This is a genomic window from Pseudomonas iridis (assembly GCF_017980685.1).
GTDB classification, from domain to species: Bacteria; Pseudomonadota; Gammaproteobacteria; order Pseudomonadales; family Pseudomonadaceae; genus Aquipseudomonas; species Aquipseudomonas iridis.
In genome coordinates this window covers 211,454-228,667 of the sequence record NZ_JACXXO010000005.1, presented here as the reverse complement: position 1 = coordinate 228,667, position 17,214 = coordinate 211,454, and the positions used below count along the sequence as shown (strand labels likewise).

At 59.6% G+C, this 17,214-nt stretch carries 11 protein-coding genes and 1 pseudogene; 10 read left to right on the top strand and 2 right to left on the bottom strand.

Annotated elements, in window-relative coordinates:
• Window positions 1-10 precede the first annotated feature (10 nt).
• Window positions 11-1,438, bottom strand: a complete 1,428-nt coding sequence (ccoN, locus tag IEQ42_RS11645) for a cytochrome-c oxidase, cbb3-type subunit I (protein ID WP_210703628.1) — start codon at window positions 1,436-1,438, stop codon at window positions 11-13.
• A gap of 240 nt (window positions 1,439-1,678) precedes the next feature.
• Here ccoN and IEQ42_RS11640 point away from each other — a divergent pair, with 240 nt between their 5' ends.
• The 5 genes from IEQ42_RS11640 to IEQ42_RS11620 all read left to right on the top strand — a co-directional run bounded on the left by IEQ42_RS11640 (window position 1,679) and on the right by IEQ42_RS11620 (window position 6,754).
• Window positions 1,679-3,352 (top strand): nitrite/sulfite reductase, encoded by a 1,674-nt coding sequence (locus IEQ42_RS11640; RefSeq protein WP_210703627.1) that lies wholly within the window; start codon window positions 1,679-1,681, stop codon window positions 3,350-3,352.
• Window positions 3,349-3,828, top strand: a complete 480-nt coding sequence (locus tag IEQ42_RS11635; RefSeq protein WP_210703626.1) for a DUF934 domain-containing protein — start codon at window positions 3,349-3,351, stop codon at window positions 3,826-3,828. Before IEQ42_RS11640 ends, IEQ42_RS11635 begins: the two co-directional genes overlap by 4 nt.
• Window positions 3,829-4,050: 222 nt before the next feature.
• A complete protein-coding gene (locus IEQ42_RS11630; RefSeq protein WP_042558983.1) occupies window positions 4,051-5,025 on the top strand; it encodes a hypothetical protein in 975 nt (324 codons plus the stop codon).
• 471 nt (window positions 5,026-5,496) lie between these two features.
• Window positions 5,497-6,174, top strand: coding sequence for a DUF3313 domain-containing protein (locus IEQ42_RS11625; RefSeq protein WP_210703625.1), 678 nt, complete (start codon window positions 5,497-5,499; stop codon window positions 6,172-6,174).
• Between the two features lie 370 nt (window positions 6,175-6,544).
• Entirely contained in the window at window positions 6,545-6,754 is a 210-nt protein-coding gene (locus IEQ42_RS11620) for a cold-shock protein (protein ID WP_210703624.1), read from the top strand.
• Between the two features lie 89 nt (window positions 6,755-6,843).
• On the opposite strand, the pseudogene IEQ42_RS11615 reads toward IEQ42_RS11620, so the two are convergent.
• Window positions 6,844-7,084, bottom strand: a pseudogene (locus IEQ42_RS11615) (YciI family protein); the annotation flags it as partial.
• 186 nt (window positions 7,085-7,270) lie between these two features.
• Here IEQ42_RS11615 and tpx point away from each other — a divergent pair.
• The 5 genes from tpx to IEQ42_RS11590 all read left to right on the top strand — a co-directional run bounded on the left by tpx (window position 7,271) and on the right by IEQ42_RS11590 (window position 17,073).
• A complete protein-coding gene (tpx, locus tag IEQ42_RS11610) occupies window positions 7,271-7,771 on the top strand; it encodes a thiol peroxidase (RefSeq protein ID WP_034155955.1) in 501 nt (166 codons plus the stop codon).
• Between the two features lie 186 nt (window positions 7,772-7,957).
• Window positions 7,958-9,265 (top strand): MdtA/MuxA family multidrug efflux RND transporter periplasmic adaptor subunit, encoded by a 1,308-nt coding sequence (locus tag IEQ42_RS11605; protein ID WP_210703623.1) that lies wholly within the window; start codon window positions 7,958-7,960, stop codon window positions 9,263-9,265.
• Window positions 9,262-12,363, top strand: coding sequence for an MdtB/MuxB family multidrug efflux RND transporter permease subunit (locus IEQ42_RS11600; protein WP_210703622.1), 3,102 nt, complete (start codon window positions 9,262-9,264; stop codon window positions 12,361-12,363). The genes IEQ42_RS11605 and IEQ42_RS11600 overlap by 4 nt, the downstream gene beginning before the upstream one ends.
• A 145-nt stretch (window positions 12,364-12,508) precedes the next feature.
• Window positions 12,509-15,616: an efflux RND transporter permease subunit gene (locus IEQ42_RS11595; protein WP_210703621.1), complete on the top strand. Its 3,108-nt coding sequence runs from the start codon at window positions 12,509-12,511 to the stop codon at window positions 15,614-15,616.
• On the top strand, window positions 15,613-17,073 hold the full coding sequence (locus IEQ42_RS11590; RefSeq protein WP_210703620.1) for an efflux transporter outer membrane subunit: 1,461 nt from the start codon (window positions 15,613-15,615) through the stop codon (window positions 17,071-17,073). Before IEQ42_RS11595 ends, IEQ42_RS11590 begins: the two co-directional genes overlap by 4 nt.
• Window positions 17,074-17,214: the final 141 nt, after the last annotated feature.

The window sequence follows — 17,214 nt, the reverse complement described above, 5'->3', positions numbered from 1 at the left end:
GCTCCCTGTCTCAGGCGATCTGCGCTTCGCGGTGCGCCAGCGCGACGTCCGCGACCCGCACGGTGCGCCAGATGTTGTAAGCCATCAGCAGCATCCCGGTCAGGAAGAACACCCCACCAGCAAAGCGCACGACGAACCCCGGATGGCTGGCCTGCAGCGCCTCGACAAACGAATAGGTCAGCGTGCCGTCCTCATTGATCGCCCGCCACATCAGGCCCTGGGTGATGCCGTTCACCCACATCGAAGCGATATAAAGCACCGTGCCGATGGTCGCCAGCCAGAAGTGCAGGTTGATCAGCGGCGTGCTGTACATCTGCTCGCGGCCAAACACTTTGGGCACCATGTGATACGTCGCTCCGAAGGTGATCATCGCCACCCAGCCGAGTGCGCCCGCGTGAACGTGGCCGATGGTCCAGTCGGTGTAATGGGAGAGGGCGTTGACGGTTTTGATCGCCATCATCGGACCTTCGAAGGTCGACATCCCGTAGAACGCCAGCGACAGCACCAGAAAGCGCAGGATCGGGTCGGTACGCAACTTATGCCAGGCGCCCGAAAGCGTCATCATCCCGTTGATCATCCCGCCCCAGCTCGGCGCCAGCAGGATCAGCGACATCGCCATGCCCAGCGACTGCGCCCAGTCCGGTAGCGCGGTGTAGTGCAAGTGGTGTGGGCCGGCCCAGATGTACAGGGTGATCAGCGCCCAGAAATGCACGATCGATAACCGGTACGAATACACCGGCCGATTGACCTGTTTAGGCAAGAAGTAATACATCATCCCGAGGAAGCCTGTGGTCAGAAAGAACCCCACCGCGTTGTGCCCGTACCACCACTGCACCATGGCATCGGTCGCGCCGGAATACACCGGATAGGATTTGAACCAGTCGACCGGAATCGCCAGGTGGTTGACCACGTGCAGCATGGCGATCACCAGGATGAACGCGCCGAAGAACCAGTTGCCGACGTAGATGTGTTTGGTCTTGCGCTGCACCACAGTGGTGAAGAACACCACGGCGTAGGCAACCCAGACCACGGCCATCCACACGGCACCGGAGAATTCGATTTCGGCGTATTCCTTGGTGGTGGTGTAGCCCAGCGGCAGGGTGATCAACATGATCACGATCACCGATTGCCAGCCCCAGAACGTGAACGCGGCGAGCTTGTCCGAATACAGCCGCACCTGGCAGGTACGCTGCACGGCATAGTAACTGGCAGCGAATTGCGCGCTGCCGGCGAAACCGAAAATCACCAGGCTGGTGTGCAACGGTCGCAAGCGGCCGAAGGTGGTCCACGGCACGTCCAGATTCATCTGTGGCCATACCAGTTGCGAGGCGATCCATACCCCCATCGCCATGCCCACGACACCCCAAAAAACAGTCGCGATGACGAATTGGCGGACGACCTTGTAGTTATAAGCCTGTCCGATTGTTGCTGTGCTCATGGTCAGTTCATCCACGGTTGCAAAGTCTTGCCAGGCCACCCGGTCTGGCATGGGTTGCACTGTAGAAACCCCACCGGAAACAAAACAGGCTCAGGAATCTTTCATTTATGCGGATCAGATTGAAGTGCTGCCTGCGGCCATCTGACGCGCCCTGATACGGTTTTTATCCGTTCAGGTGAATCTGTAACGCGCTGCGCCGCTCCGTCATAGTGCTGTTACGAAAACTGTGGGAGCCGCTGCATGTATCAATACGACGATTACGACCGCGCACTGGTGTTCGAGCGCGTTGCGCAGTTTCGCGATCAGGTCGAGCGCTTCATGGCCGGGGAATTGAGTGAGGAGGAGTTCCTGCCGCTGCGTCTGCAAAACGGTCTGTACCTGCAAAAACACGCTTACATGCTGCGTGTGGCTATTCCCTACGGCACGCTCAGCGCCGCGCAAATGCGCACGCTGGCGAGCATCGCGGCTGACTATGATCGTGGTTACGGACACTTCACCACGCGGCAAAACATGCAGTTCAACTGGATCGAACTGGCTGAGGTGCCGGATATTCTCGAACGCCTGGCGCAGGTCAACATGCATGCGATCCAGACCTCCGGCAACTGCGTGCGCAACATCACCACCGAAGCCTTCGCCGGGGTTGCGGCAGATGAGTTGATCGACCCGCGCCCCCTGGCGGAAATTCTCCGGCAATGGTCGACGATCAACCCGGAATTTCTCTTCTTGCCGCGCAAGTTCAAGATCGCCATCTGCTCGGCGAAGCAGGATCGCGCGGCGATCATGATGCACGACATCGGCCTGTATCTTTACCCCGGGCGCGATGGGCAAATGCTTTTGCGAGTGATCGTTGGTGGCGGTCTGGGACGCACGCCGATCCTCGGTTTGCAGATCCGTGACGGCTTGCCGTGGCAGCACTTGCTGTCCTACGTCGAGGCGGTGCTGCGGGTTTACAACCGCCATGGCCGGCGCGACAACAAGTACAAGGCGCGGATCAAGATTCTGGTCAAGGCACTGGGCATCGAAGCCTTCGCCAAAGAAGTCGAAGAAGAATGGCAGCACCTCAAGGACGGCCCGGCGCAGTTGACCGAGGCCGAATATCAGCGGGTCGCCAGTGCTTTCGTGCCACCGACGTATCACACGCTGCCCGACACCGATCTGGACTACGGCACGCGGCTGGCCGAAAACCCGGCGTTTGCCCGTTGGGTCGCGCGCAACGTGCAGCCGCACAAAGTGGCGGGTTACACCAGCGTAGTCTTGTCGACCAAACCCGGTCAGGCCGCGCCGCCGGGGGACGTGACGCAGTTGCAGATGCTGGCTGTGGCCGATTGGGCGGAGCGCTTCGGTTTCGGCGAGATCCGCATCGCCCATGAGCAGAACATCGTCCTGCCCGATGTGCCGAAAGCCGATCTGTATGCGCTGTGGCAACTGGCGTGCGGGTTAAATCTGGGGACGGCCAACGTCGGCTTGTTGACCGACATCATTGCCTGCCCGGGCGGGGATTTCTGCGCACTGGCCAACGCCAAATCGATCCCGATCACCCAGGCGATTCAGGCGCGTTTCGACAATCTCGACTACCTGCACGATCTGGGTGACATCAGCCTGAACATCTCCGGCTGCATGAATGCCTGCGGCCATCACCACATCGGCAATATCGGCATCCTCGGCGTCGACAAGAACGGCAGCGAGTGGTACCAGATCACCCTCGGCGGCGCGCAGGGTAAGCACAGCGCGCTGGGCAAAGTCATCGGCCCGTCGTTCAGCGCAGCAGAGGTGCCGCAGGTGATCGAGCGGATCATCGGCACTTTTGTGCGTTATCGCGAGAGTGAGGAATTGTTTGTCGACACTTTGGCGCGGATCGGACTGGAGCCGTTCAAGGAGCGTGTGTATCCCAAAGCTCTGGAGGAGTCGGCATGAACAATCTGCTGCGGTTGCAGGAGGGCGTGGCGCAAATAGTCACGGACGATCCGTGGACGCTGGTCCGCGAGCCTGTGTTGGCCAGTGCTCCGGGATTGCTGATTCTGCCTTTGATTCATTGGCTGGAACGACCTTCGACCCACGCCGTGTGGCTCGGCCCGGATGATGACGTCGAAAGCCTCGTGCCCTGGCTTGCGTCACTGCCGCTGATTGCGCTGGACTTTCCGAGTTTTCGTGACGGTCGCGGCTACAGCCAGGCCTATCTGTTGCGCAGCCGTTTCGGCTGGACCGGGGAATTGCGCGCGATTGGCGACGTGTTGCGTGATCAACTCAGCCATATGCGCCAGTGCGGGTTTGACAGTTTTGCCGTGCGAGAAGACAAATCGGCTGAGGATGCGCTGAAGGGGTTGGCAGGGATGAGCGTGCTGTATGGCCGCTCGGTCATCGAGCCGCGCCCGTTGTTTCGTAGACGCTGATGAATCAAAAGATCGCAGCCTTCGGTAGCTCCTGCATGGGAATGCAGCTCCTGTAGGAGCTGCCGAAGGCTGCGATCCTTTGATCCTGGCCATACCGGGGAAACCCCTAGAACCCTGGCTCATTCGGGATTTTTCCTTGGGTCGATGGTGGCCTTTTGGTAGAGTCGCCGTCGCCAGCGGGTTTTCGGCTGGACGGTAGAATCGAAGAAGGGAGTCTGATCAGTGAGTCCGGGCAAGAAAATCCTGGGCCTCACCGCGTTGCTTTTGATGCTGACGCTGTGGGCCAGTTACTTTTATGTATTCAATCAAAACCGCGACGGCCAACTCGGCGGTGTCGGCGAAAGCACCGCATGGTGTGGCACGCCGCCGTCCACTGAAGCGGCGCTGCTGGGCAAGGACCAACTGACCTTGCGCGTCACCAACAACCTGCGTGGCGAGTTCATGCTCAGCGGTTCACTGGTGGTCTCCGAACGCACATTCAACCGCTACGATCTGGGCCGCAACGAACTGCGTCTGCGCCTGGAACCGTTGCAGTGGTCCTACGGCGCGACGCCGATCTTCCTTGAGCAGGTCAAGGTCCAGCCCCTGAGTCGCAACCTCTCAGCCACCAACAAAAGCGCATTTGCCGAACTTGAACCGCGTCCGATTGGCGTGCAGGGGCAGGTCACCGAGTTCCCGTTCGACACCTACCGTTACGGCTACAAACCGGTGCTGTATTACGTCAAAGGCAGCGAGCGCATCGACCTGCGCTTCAAGAACATCACCACGCTGATGGAGATGTCCAACACCTTCACGCCGATCCAGAAGTACAACCGCGTCGACTACATCAACGAGAAGACCTCGCTGATCCGCGACGAAGACTACAAGGCCTACGGCCCGCACGAATGCGCATTCAGCGTTGAGCGCAAGGGCTCGTTCAAAGCCGTGGTGCTGTTGTTTCTGCTGGTGCTGTGTCTGCCGCTGTTGCTGGTGTTCTATCGCGAAGAGCCGGGGATCGACTTCCTCGCCACGCTGGTGGGTGTTGCGCTGGTGCGGGTGCTGCTGATCGGGCCGGTGGAGGATTTCCGGTTGTACAACATCGACTTCCTGTTTGGCGCGGCGATTTTGCTGGTGGGCACGGTGTCGTTGTACAAGGCTATGCGCGCCAATACCCGGCGAGAGATAGCGTTGCGCAGTGGTGAAACCTCTTCCTGGTGACGGGCTGAAGATCAAAAGCCCCTCACCCTGACTCTCCCGAAACGTAGGACCGCCCGGAGGGAGAGGGGACTGACCGAGTAGTGCGACGATCTACACCGACTTGAAAGACCGAGTCGGCTATGGATTCACAGAGCATTGTTCTCGTCGATGAATCTCCTGAGCATCCCCCAATCGGTCCCCTCTCCCTCGGGAGAGGGCTAGGGTGAGGGGACAACAATCTCCAGCCGGTCACTTCAGCGCCGGGTCACCCATGTAAATCCTCTTCCACCCCTGCAACAGCACCTGCGCCCTTGGTTCCTCGCCGTTTTGCACCGCGAGAGCCGCGCATTGCGCTTCAACCGGTTGTACCTTGGACGACCCCTCCAGAATCACGCTTTTTTTGTGGTTTCAAATCGCAATTGCTGCGGTTTTAGCTATACCTGTATCTCCCCCTCACGCAATACATTCAGGCCTTCTGACAGGAGTTACAGCATGAAGCTAGCAGTAATGATGGGCACGCTGTGCATCGCCACCCTCGGCGTGGTGGGCTGCTCAAGCAAAACCGTCGCTCCCGATGAATATTCGGGGTTTCTCAAGGACTACAGTCAGCTGAAGGAGGCCAAGTCACCGTCCGGCGCCGAGGTGATGCGCTGGATGGACCCGAAACTCGACGTCAACACATTCACCAGCGTTTATGTCGAGCCGAGCCAGCTCTATCCCAAACCACAAGCGACTGCAAAGGTCCCGCAACAAACTCTCAACGGCATTACCAGCTACTACGATCAGGCGCTCAAGCGTGAGCTCGGCAAGTCGTTGCCACTCGCCACCGGCCCTGGTCCTGGGGTGATTGTCGTGCGTCCGGCGATCACCGCTGTGAGCAGCAAGACCAAAGGCCTGCAGGTTTATGAAGTGATCCCGATTGCACTGGTGGCGGCAGCAGTGAGCACTGCCACGGGGATCCGCGATCAGGAAACTACCCTGGCCACTGAAGCGGTGTTCATGGATGGCGGCACCAACAAGGTCGTCGCTCAGGTCGTGCGTAAAGGGACTGGCAAACCGCTGGAGAACGACTCGCAAGTGATGCAGGCCAATGACGTCAAAGCCGTGATCGATGGCTGGGCTTCGGATCTGCATCAGTCGTTTCTCAAGCTGAAAGCTGAAGCTAAATAATCGCGCACCCTGTAGGAGCTGCCGCAGGCTGCAATCTTTTGACTCTGATTGTTTAAAACAAGATCAAACGATCGCAGCCTGCGGCAGCTCCTACAGTGGGCAGCATCACTGCCCGACAAGCCACCGAAAATACCGAATCGCGCGATCTCCCTGCATCACCTCGCGAATATCACGTCCCCACGCATCCCGATCACCCTCATGCGCAGGATGACAGCGAAATTGTTTACCGAGTAGTTAGTGACGCAGACGCACTGTAGATATTTACACCCTGTCAGGTTTGACAGTTGTCGAGATTAGGGGAGGGGCGTTTGATGCTTGTGTACCGCGCAGCATTATTGGCGTGCGCGCAAATGAGCGAAGAGAGGTGGGTATGGCTACGGGGGTTGTGAAGTTTTTTAATGCAACGAAGGGTTTTGGCTTTATTCAACCAGATGACGGCAGCCAAGATGTATTCGTTCATATTTCCGCGGTTCAGCAGGCCGGACTGAATAGCCTCAGCGTGGGTCAGAAAGTTTCATATGAAATAACAGTTGATAATCGCAGTGGCAAACAGGCCGCTGAAAATATCCAGGCAATCTGACTAGTCAAATGTAGGAGCTGCCGAAGGCTGCGATCTTTTGACTCTAATTGTTTAAAACAAGATCAAAAGATCGCAGCCTGCGGCAGCTCCTACAGTAGGTCGCGTTCACGGAGGACTGCTCGGGGCTTTTTCGCTTGCTCGCGAATCCGCTCTTCCTGCTCCCGCAGCTCAGGCGTGAACTCTGCACCGAAATCCTCTGCCGAGAAGATCTGCCGAATCACAGCCCGGCATCGGGTTGGGGCAGCGCTTGACCCATTCGATAGCTTCCTCTTTCGACTTCACGTCCCAGATCCAGTACCCGGCCACCAGTTCTTTGGTTTCGATGACGGGTCACTGTGCGTTCATCACCCAAGCCCCTGAGCTGCGGAACGCCGCGCCTACAGGGGTTACGAGTTGTATGCAGTTTTCATTTCAGAACATGACAATTTCAGCGCGGGCATAGGTTGTCGAACAATTTCGTGGTTAACTTCGGCCCCTGCGTGATTTTCTAAAACAACGTTCAGAAGGACTCAAGTCATGGCTCAAGTCACCCTCAAAGGCAACCCGGTTCAAGTCAACGGCCAGTTGCCACAAGCCGGTTCCAAGGCGCCAGCCTTTTCCCTGGTTGCCGGCAATCTGTCCGACGTCACCCTGAAAGACTTCGCCGGCAAGCGCAAAGTGCTGAACATCTTCCCAAGCGTCGACACCCCGACCTGCGCCACCTCCGTGCGCAAGTTCAACGCTCAGGCCAACGACATCAGCAACACCGTGGTGCTGTGCATCTCGGCTGACCTGCCGTTCGCCCAGGCGCGTTTCTGCGGTGCCGAAGGTCTGGAAAACGTCCAGAACCTGTCGACCCTGCGTGGCGCCGAGTTTATCGAGAACTACGGTGTTGCCATCGCCGACGGCCCGCTGAAAGGCCTGACCGCCCGTGCCGTTGTAGTACTGGACGAGAACGACAACGTCCTGCACAGCGAACTGGTCAAGGAAATCGCTGAAGAGCCGAACTACGACGCTGCTCTGGCGGTACTGAAGTAAACTGCGCAACAGCGCTTTTACAATTGTTAACGGCCTGGCCCTGTCCAGGCCGTTTTCATTTGTGTATCAGTGTTTTGACTCACACCTTGAAACGTAAGTTGAAGGTAAATTGCCGGTAAAGCTGCTTTGCTTAATTCCCGTCAGTGCTTATCGTTCAGCCTCCCGTAGAAGAAGCCCACGCGCCCAATGGTTAATCACTCCATGCAATCGTCTCCCCGCAACTCCCGTCGCTGGCTGTTCAGCCTGCTTGTCTTGTTGGTTATCGCCGTACTGTGCTGGAAATTCTGGCCCGCCGGTTCAGCCGACAAGGAGGGCGGCGAGAAGGCTGCAGCCGGCCATACCGGGCGTTCCGGGATGATGCGGCCGGGCTTTGGCGGCGGCACCGGGCCAATTCCTGTGCGCGTGGCGCCGGCGGTCACGGGTGACTTTCCGCTGTATTACAAAGCGCTCGGCACCGTCACTGCGCTCAACACCATCAACGTGCGCAGTCGAGTGGGTGGCGAATTGGTGAAAATCCATTTCGAGGAAGGCCAGATGGTCAAGGCGGGCGATTTGCTTGCCGAGATCGACCCGCGCTCCTACCAGAACGCCTTGCTTCAGGCGCAAGGCACTTTGATGCAGAATCAGGCGCAACTGAAAAACGCACAGGTTGATGTCGAACGCTATCGCGGTCTGTTCAAGGAAGACAGCATCGCCAAGCAGACGCTGGACACCGCCGAAGCGCTGGTCGGCCAGTATCTGGGCACGGTCAAGACCAACCAGGCGGCGGTCAACGACGCGAAACTCAATCTCGAATTCACGAAAATCCGCGCCCCCATTGCCGGTCGCGTCGGTCTGCGTCAAGTGGACGTCGGCAACCTCGTTGCGGCCAACGACACCACGTTTCTGGCGGTGATCACCCAGACTCAGCCGATCAGCGTCGCCTTCACCCTGCCGGAAAACAACCTCGAAACCGTGCTCGCCCGTTATCGCAGCGGCGCCAAGCTGCCGGCTGAAGCGTGGGATCGCGGCGACACCAAACTGCAAGCCACCGGTGTGCTGCAAAGCCTCGACAACCAGATCGATGTGGCCACCGGCACCCTGAAATTCAAGGCCCGTTACGATAACCGTGATCAGTCGCTGTTCCCCAATCAGTTCGTCAACGTGCACCTGCTCGCCGATACCCTGAAAAACGTTGTGTTGGCACCGTCCGCCGCGATTCAGTTCGGCACCAACGGCACCTTCGTCTACGCGCTGGACGGCGACAAGAAAGTCACGATTCGTCAGTTGAAGATCGGCGCCAGTGACGGTGAAAACACCGTGATCACTGAAGGCCTGGCCGCTGGCGACCGCGTAGTGCTGGAAGGCACCGACCGACTCAAGGAAGGCAGCGAAGTGGAGGTGGTCAACGACAGCAATCAAGTGCCGACCACACCGACCGAACACCTGCAAGGCAAGTCCGCCGCTACCCCGACTGATGCCGCTGTTACTGACAAGGCCAAGAAGGGCGCATGAACATTTCGCGGCTGTTCATCCTTCGTCCGGTAGCCACCACCCTGAGCATGCTGGCCATTGTGCTGGCCGGCCTCATCGCTTATCGCCTGCTGCCAGTTTCGGCGCTGCCGCAAGTCGATTACCCGACCATCCGCGTCATGACCCTGTATCCCGGCGCCAGCCCGGACGTGATGACCAGCGCCGTCACCGCGCCGCTTGAACGTCAATTCGGGCAGATGCCGGGCCTGACACAAATGGCCTCGACCAGCTCCGGCGGCGCCTCGGTGCTGACCCTGCGTTTCAGCCTCGACATCAACATGGATGTCGCCGAGCAACAGGTGCAAGCGGCAATCAACGCTGCGACCAATCTGTTACCGACCGACTTGCCGGCGCCGCCGGTGTACAACAAGGTCAACCCGGCGGACACCCCGGTGCTGACCCTGGCCATCACCTCGAAAACCATGCTACTGCCCAAACTCAATGACCTGGTCGATACGCGCATGGCGCAGAAAATCGCCCAGATCAGTGGCGTCGGCATGGTCAGTATCGCGGGCGGTCAGCGTCAGGCCGTACGGATCAAGGTCAACCCGGAGGCGTTGGCCGCCAATGGTCTGAACCTGTCGGACGTGCGCACCTTGATCGGCGCTTCGAACGTCAACCAGCCGAAAGGTAACTTCGACGGCCCGACCCGGGTGTCGATGCTCGATGCCAATGACCAACTGACGTCGCCCGAGGATTACGCCAACCTGATCCTCGCCTACAAGAACGGCGCGCCGTTGCGGCTCAAGGATGTCGCGGAAATTGTCGACGGCGCCGAGAACGAGCGCCTGGCCGCGTGGGCCAATCTGAATCAGGCCGTGCTACTGAATATTCAGCGTCAACCGGGCGCTAACGTCATCGAGGTGGTCGACCGGATCAAAGCCTTGCTGCCAAGCATCACCGACAATTTGCCGGCCGGCCTCGAAGTCACTGTTCTCACCGATCGCACCCAAACCATTCGCGCCTCGGTCACAGATGTGCAGCACGAACTGCTGATCGCCATCGCGCTGGTGGTCATGGTGACGTTCCTGTTTCTGCGCCGTTTCAGCGCGACGATCATTCCGTCGGTGGCTGTGCCGCTGTCGCTGATCGGTACATTCGGCGTGATGTATCTCGCCGGATTCTCGGTCAATAACCTGACCCTGATGGCGCTGACCATCGCCACCGGTTTCGTGGTCGACGATGCGATCGTGATGCTGGAAAACATCTCGCGCTTCATCGAGGAGGGCGACAGCCCGATGCAGGCCGCGCTAAAAGGCGCGAAGCAGATCGGCTTCACCCTGATTTCCCTGACCCTGTCGCTGATAGCCGTGCTGATCCCGCTGCTGTTCATGGCCGACGTGGTCGGGCGGCTGTTCCGCGAATTCGCCATCACCCTGGCGGTGGCGATCCTGATTTCCCTCGTGGTCTCGCTGACCCTGACGCCAATGATGTGCGCGCGTCTGCTCAAGCGCGAACCCGAAGAACATGAGCAGGGCCGGTTCTACCGGGCCAGCGGCGCGTGTATCGACTGGATGATCGCCGAGTACGGTCGGATGCTGCGCTGGGTGCTCAAGCATCAGCCGCTGACGTTGCTGGTCGCCATCGGCACTCTGGCATTGACTGTGTTCCTCTATATGGTCGTGCCGAAGGGCTTCTTCCCGGTGCAGGACACCGGGGTGATTCAGGGTATTTCCGAAGCGCCGCAGTCGATTTCCTTCGCCGCCATGGGTGAGCGTCAACAGGCATTGGCCAAGGTCATTCTTGAAGACCCGGCAGTGCAGAGCCTGTCGTCTTACATTGGCGTCGATGGCGATAACGCCACGCTCAACAGCGGGCGGTTGTTGATCAATCTCAAACCACACAGCGAGCGTGATCTCACCGCCACCGAAATCATCGCGCGCCTGCAACCGCAACTGGACAAACTGGTCGGCATTCGTCTGTTTATGCAACCGGTGCAGGACCTGACCATCGAAGACCGCGTCAGCCGCACCCAGTACCAGTTCAGCATGTCCTCGCCAGACTCCGAGCTGTTGAGCCAATGGAGCGGCAGATTGGTCCAGGCCCTGGCGCAACGTCCGGAGCTGACCGACGTCGCCAGTGACTTGCAGGACAAGGGTTTGCAGGTTTATCTGGTGATCGACCGTGATGCGGCGTCGCGCCTCGGTGTGTCGGTGGCGAACATCACCGATGCGCTGTACGACGCCTTCGGCCAGCGGCAGATCTCGACCATTTACACTCAGGCCAGCCAGTACCGCGTGGTATTGCAGGCGCAGGCCGGGGAAAGGATCGGGCCGCAGGCGCTGGATCAGATTCACGTCAAGACCACTGACGGCGCGCAGGTGCGTCTGTCGAGTCTGGCCCATGTCGAGGAGCGCCAGGCGCAACTGGCGATCACCCACATCGGCCAGTTCCCGGCGGTGATGATGTCGTTCAACCTCGCACCAGGCGTAGCGCTGGGGCATGCGGTGGACGTCATCGAACAGGTGCAGAAAGACATCGGCATGCCGGTCGGCGTGCAGACCCAGTTCCAGGGCGCGGCCGAAGCGTTCCAGGCATCGCTGTCGAGCACCTTGCTGCTGATTCTGGCGGCGGTGGTGACCATGTACATCGTGCTCGGCGTGCTTTACGAGAGTTATATCCACCCGATCACCATTCTCTCGACTCTGCCGTCAGCGGCGGTCGGTGCGTTGTTGGCATTGCTGCTCAGTGGCAACGACCTAGGCATGATCGCGATCATCGGCATCATCCTGCTGATCGGCATCGTCAAGAAGAACGCGATCATGATGATCGACTTCGCCCTCGATGCGGAGCGCAATCAGGGTATGGCGCCGCAGGAGGCGATCTATCAAGCGGCGCTGCTGCGTTTCCGGCCGATCCTGATGACCACGCTGGCGGCGCTGTTCGGCGCCGTGCCATTGATGCTCGCCACCGGTTCCGGGGCTGAGCTGCGCCAACCGCTGGGTCTGGTGATGGTGGGTGGTTTGTTGGTGAGTCAGGTGCTGACGCTGTTCACCACACCGGTGATCTACCTGTATTTCGACCGTATGGGCCGACGTTTTGGCAAGACCAATGCCGACCGCGAAGAGGTGGCGGTATGACTTTGCAAACAGCGCACATCCCAGGTGGGAGCGAGCCTGCTCGCGAAAGCGGCCTGTCAGGCACCATCATTGTTGAATGCACGATTGCATTCGCGAGCAGGCTCGCTCCCACAGGGGAATTGTGTGAAGTCGGGGATCGCGGTCAATGAATTTGTCCGGTCCTTTCATCAAGCGCCCGGTGGCAACCATGCTCCTGAGCCTGGCGATCATGCTGCTGGGCGGTGTCAGCTTCGGTTTGCTGCCAGTGTCTCCGCTGCCGCAAATGGACTTCCCGGTGATCGTCGTGCAGGCGAGCCTGCCCGGCGCCAGTCCGGAAGTCATGGCGTCCACCGTGGCGACGCCGCTGGAGCGTTCGTTCGGCGCCATTGCCGGCGTCAACACCATGAGCAGCCGTTCGAGTCAGGGTTCGACCCGGGTCATTCTGCAATTCGATCTCGACCGCGACATCAACGGCGCGGCGCGGGAAGTTCAGGCCGCGATCAATGCTTCGCGCAATCTGTTGCCGAGCGGGATGCGCAGCATGCCGACCTATAAAAAGGTCAACCCGTCGCAGGCACCGATCATGGTGCTGTCGCTGACCTCGGATGTGCTCGAAAAAGGCCAGCTCTACGATCTGGCGTCGACGATCCTCTCGCAGAGCCTGTCGCAGGTGCAGGGTGTCGGTGAGGTGCAGATCGGCGGCAGCTCGCTCCCGGCGGTGCGCATCGAACTCGAACCGCAGGCACTCAACCAGTACGGTGTAGCGCTCGACGATGTGCGTAAAACCATCGCCGATGCCAACGTGCGCCGGCCGAAAGGTTCGGTCGAGGACGGTCAGCGGATGTGGCAGATCCAGGCCAACGATCAGCTGGAGAAAGCCAAGGATTACGAATCGCTGATCATCCACTACGCCGATGGTGCCGCGCTGCGCCTGAAGGATGTGGCCAAGGTCAGTGACGGTGTCGAAGACCGTTACAACAGTGGTTTCTTCAACGATGACGCGGCAGTCCTGCTGGTGATCAACCGGCAGGCCGGCGCCAACATCATCGAGACGGTCAACGAGATCAAGGCACAGTTGCCGGCGCTGCAGGCGGTGTTGCCGGCCAGCGTCAAACTGAATCTGGCGATGGACCGCTCGCCCGTAATCAAGGCAACCCTGCACGAAGCCGAGATGACGCTGTTGATCGCCGTGGGGCTGGTGATCCTGGTGGTGTTCCTGTTTCTGGGCAACTTCCGCGCCTCGCTGATTCCGAGCCTGGCCGTGCCGGTGTCGCTGGTCGGCACGTTTGCGGTGATGTACCTCTATGGCTTCTCGCTGAACAACCTGTCGCTGATGGCGCTGATTCTCGCCACCGGGCTGGTGGTGGACGACGCCATCGTGGTGCTGGAAAACATTTCCCGGCACATCGACGAAGGCGTCAAACCGATGCAGGCGGCGTATCTGGGCGCCAAGGAAGTCGGCTTTACCCTGCTGTCGATGAACGTGTCGCTGGTCGCGGTGTTCCTGTCGATCCTGTTCATGGGCGGGATTGTCGAGAGCCTGTTCCGCGAGTTTTCGATCACGTTGGCCGCGGCCATTGTGGTCTCGCTGGTGGTGTCCCTGACGTTGACGCCGATGCTCTGTGCGCGGTGGCTCAAGCCGCATACGCCGGGCCAGGAAAACCGCTTGCAACGCTGGAGTCGCAGAACCAACGACTGGATGGTCGCCAGGTACGCCACCAGCCTCGACTGGGTGTTGCGCCACCGTCGCCTGACGTTGCTCAGCCTGTTTATTACCATTGGCGTCAATGTCGCGCTGTACGTGGTGGTGCCGAAAACTTTCATGCCGCAGCAGGACACGGGGCAGTTGATTGGTTTCGTGCGCGGTGACGACGGTCTGTCGTTCAGCGTCATGCAGCCGAAAATGGAGATCTTCCGCCGCGCCGTGCTCAAGGATGGAGCGGTGGAGAGTGTCGCCGGGTTCATCGGTGGCAGCAACGGCACCAACAACGCCTTCATGCTGGTGCGTCTGAAACCGATCAAGGATCGCCAGTTGTCGGCGCAGAAGGTTATCGAGCGCCTGCGCAAGGAAATGCCCAAGGTGCCCGGTGCGCAACTGATGCTGATGGCGGATCAGGATCTGCAATTTGGCGGTGGCCGCGAGCAAACCTCGTCGCAGTACAGCTACATCCTGCAAAGCGGCGATCTCGGTGAACTGCGTAAGTGGTATCCGAAAGTGGTTGCCGCGTTGCGAGCCTTGCCGGAGTTGACGGCGATCGACGCCCGCGAAGGCAAGGGCGCACAACAGGTGACGTTGATCGTCGATCGCGACCAGGCCAAGCGTCTTGGCGTGGACATGGACATGGTCACTTCGGTGTTGAACAACGCCTACAGCCAGCGCCAGATTTCGACGATCTACGACAGCCTCAACCAGTATCAGGTGGTCATGGAGGTCAATCCGAAATACGCCCAGGACCCGGTGACGCTCAAGCAAGTGCAGGTCATCACTGCTGACGGCGCGCGGGTGCCGCTGTCGACGTTCGCTCACTATGAAAACAGCCTCGAAGACGATCGCGTCAGCCACGAAGGCCAGTTCGCTTCCGAAGATATTTCCTTCGACATGGCCGAAGGCGTGACCGTGGAGCAGGGCAGTGCCGCCATCGAGCGGGCGATTGCCAAGGTCGGCTTGCCGGAAGACGTGATTGCGAAAATGGCCGGCACCGCCGATGCCTTTGCCACGACGCAGAAGAGCCAGCCGTTCATGATTCTAGGTGCGCTGCTGGCGGTGTATCTGGTGCTGGGCGTGCTCTATGAAAGCTACATCCATCCGCTGACGATTCTGTCGACGCTGCCCTCGGCCGGGGTCGGCGCGTTGCTGTCGATCTATGCGCTGGGTGGTGAGTTCAGCCTGATCTCATTGCTCGGGTTGTTCCTGTTGATCGGTGTGGTGAAGAAGAATGCGATCCTGATGATCGACCTCGCTTTGCAACTGGAACGGCATCAGGGCATGACTCCGCTGGAGTCGATCCGCAGCGCGTGTTTGCAACGGCTGCGACCTATCCTGATGACCACGCTGGCGGCGATCCTCGGCGCCTTGCCGTTGCTGCTCAGCCGCGCCGAAGGTGCCGAAATGCGCCAGCCATTGGGCCTGACCATCATCGGCGGGCTGATTTTCAGCCAGGTGCTGACGCTTTACACCACGCCTGTGGTTTACCTCTATCTCGACAAGCTGCGCCATCGCTTCAACAAATGGCGTGGCGTGCGTACTGATGCCGCTCTGGAAACTCCGCTATGACTGACCGTTCGCTTTTCAATCTGGCCACTGCTCGCGGCTCGCGCCTGTTGAGCCTGTCATTGTGTGTGGCAATGCTCAGTGCCTGCGCCGTCGGCCCGGACTACCAGCGCCCACAGACAGCGGAAATCGCTCAATACAAGGAAGCCGAAGGCTGGCGCCAGGCCAACCCGAGCGATTCGCTGGCCCGTGGCGCCTGGTGGGAGTTGTACGGCGATCAGCAACTCAACGGCCTGATCGAGAAACTCAACAATGCCAACCAGACGGTCGCGCAGTCGGAAGCCCAGTACCGTCAGGCCCAGGCCTTGGTACGCAGTGCGCGTGGAGCGTTTTACCCCAGTGTCGACCTGAGCGTCGGCAAGACACGCTCCACTCAGGGCACCGGCAGCAGCAGTTCGAGCCTGAGCAGTTCTTCCAGCGGTATTCGCGATACCTACAACGCGCAATTGGGCGTCAGTTGGGAAGCCGATATCTGGGGCAAGCTGCGCCGCGGCCTGCAGGCCGATGAGGCCAGCGCCCAGGCGAGCTTCGCCGATCTGGCGGCGATGCGTTTGAGCCAGCAGTCGGAGTTGGTGCAGAACTACCTGCAACTGCGGGTCATCGATCAGCAGAAGCGTTTGCTCGAAGCCACGGTTGCGGCGTATGAGCGTTCGCTGAAGATGACCCAGAACCAATACCGCGCGGGCGTTTCCGGGCGTGACGCGGTAGCCCAGGCGCAGACGCAGCTCAAAAGTACCCAGGCTGATCTGGTCGATCTGATCTGGCAGCGGGCGCAGTTTGAAAACGCCATTGCCGTGCTGACCGGACAAGCGCCGGCAAACTTCGACATTGCCGAAACCCAGACCATTCCGAACCTGCCGCAGGTGCCGTTGAACCTGCCTTCGCAACTGCTTGAGCGCCGCCCGGATATCGCCTCGGCCGAGCGCTCGGTGATTGCAGCCAACGCCAACATCGGCGTAGCCAAAGCCGCCTATTACCCGGATCTGTCGCTGAGTCTGAGCGGTGGCTACAGCAGCAGTACGTCAAACGACCTGATCAGTCTGCCGAACCGCTTCTGGTCGGTGGGGCCGCAACTGAACTTGCCGCTGTTCGACGGCGGCATACGTTCGGCAGAGGTCGATCGTACTGAAGCGGTGTACGACCAGACGGTGGCTAAGTACCGTCAGACGGTGCTCGATGGTTTCCGCGAGGTGGAAAACTATCTGGTGCAACTCAAGGTGTATGAGGACGAAGCGGCGGTGCGCCAGGAAGCGCTGGATGCTGCCCGTGATTCGCTGCGCCTCACCGAAAACCAGTACAAGGCCGGGCTGATTGCCTATATCGATGTGGTGGTGGTGCAGGCCACGGCGCTGAGTAACGAACGCAATGTGCTGAATATCCTGCAGAGCCGGCTGATTGCCAGTGTGCAACTGATTGCTGCGTTGGGCGGTGGATGGGATGGGGACCTGCCAGCCGAATGACCTGTGCAGGAGCTGCGCAACGCTGCGATCTTTTTATCCTGGTCTCTAGAGGCAAGATCAAAAGATCGTCCGATCGCGGCCCGAGCCTTCGGCAGCTCCTACAGTTAACGCAATGACTACAGGTTAACGAATGACCTGTAG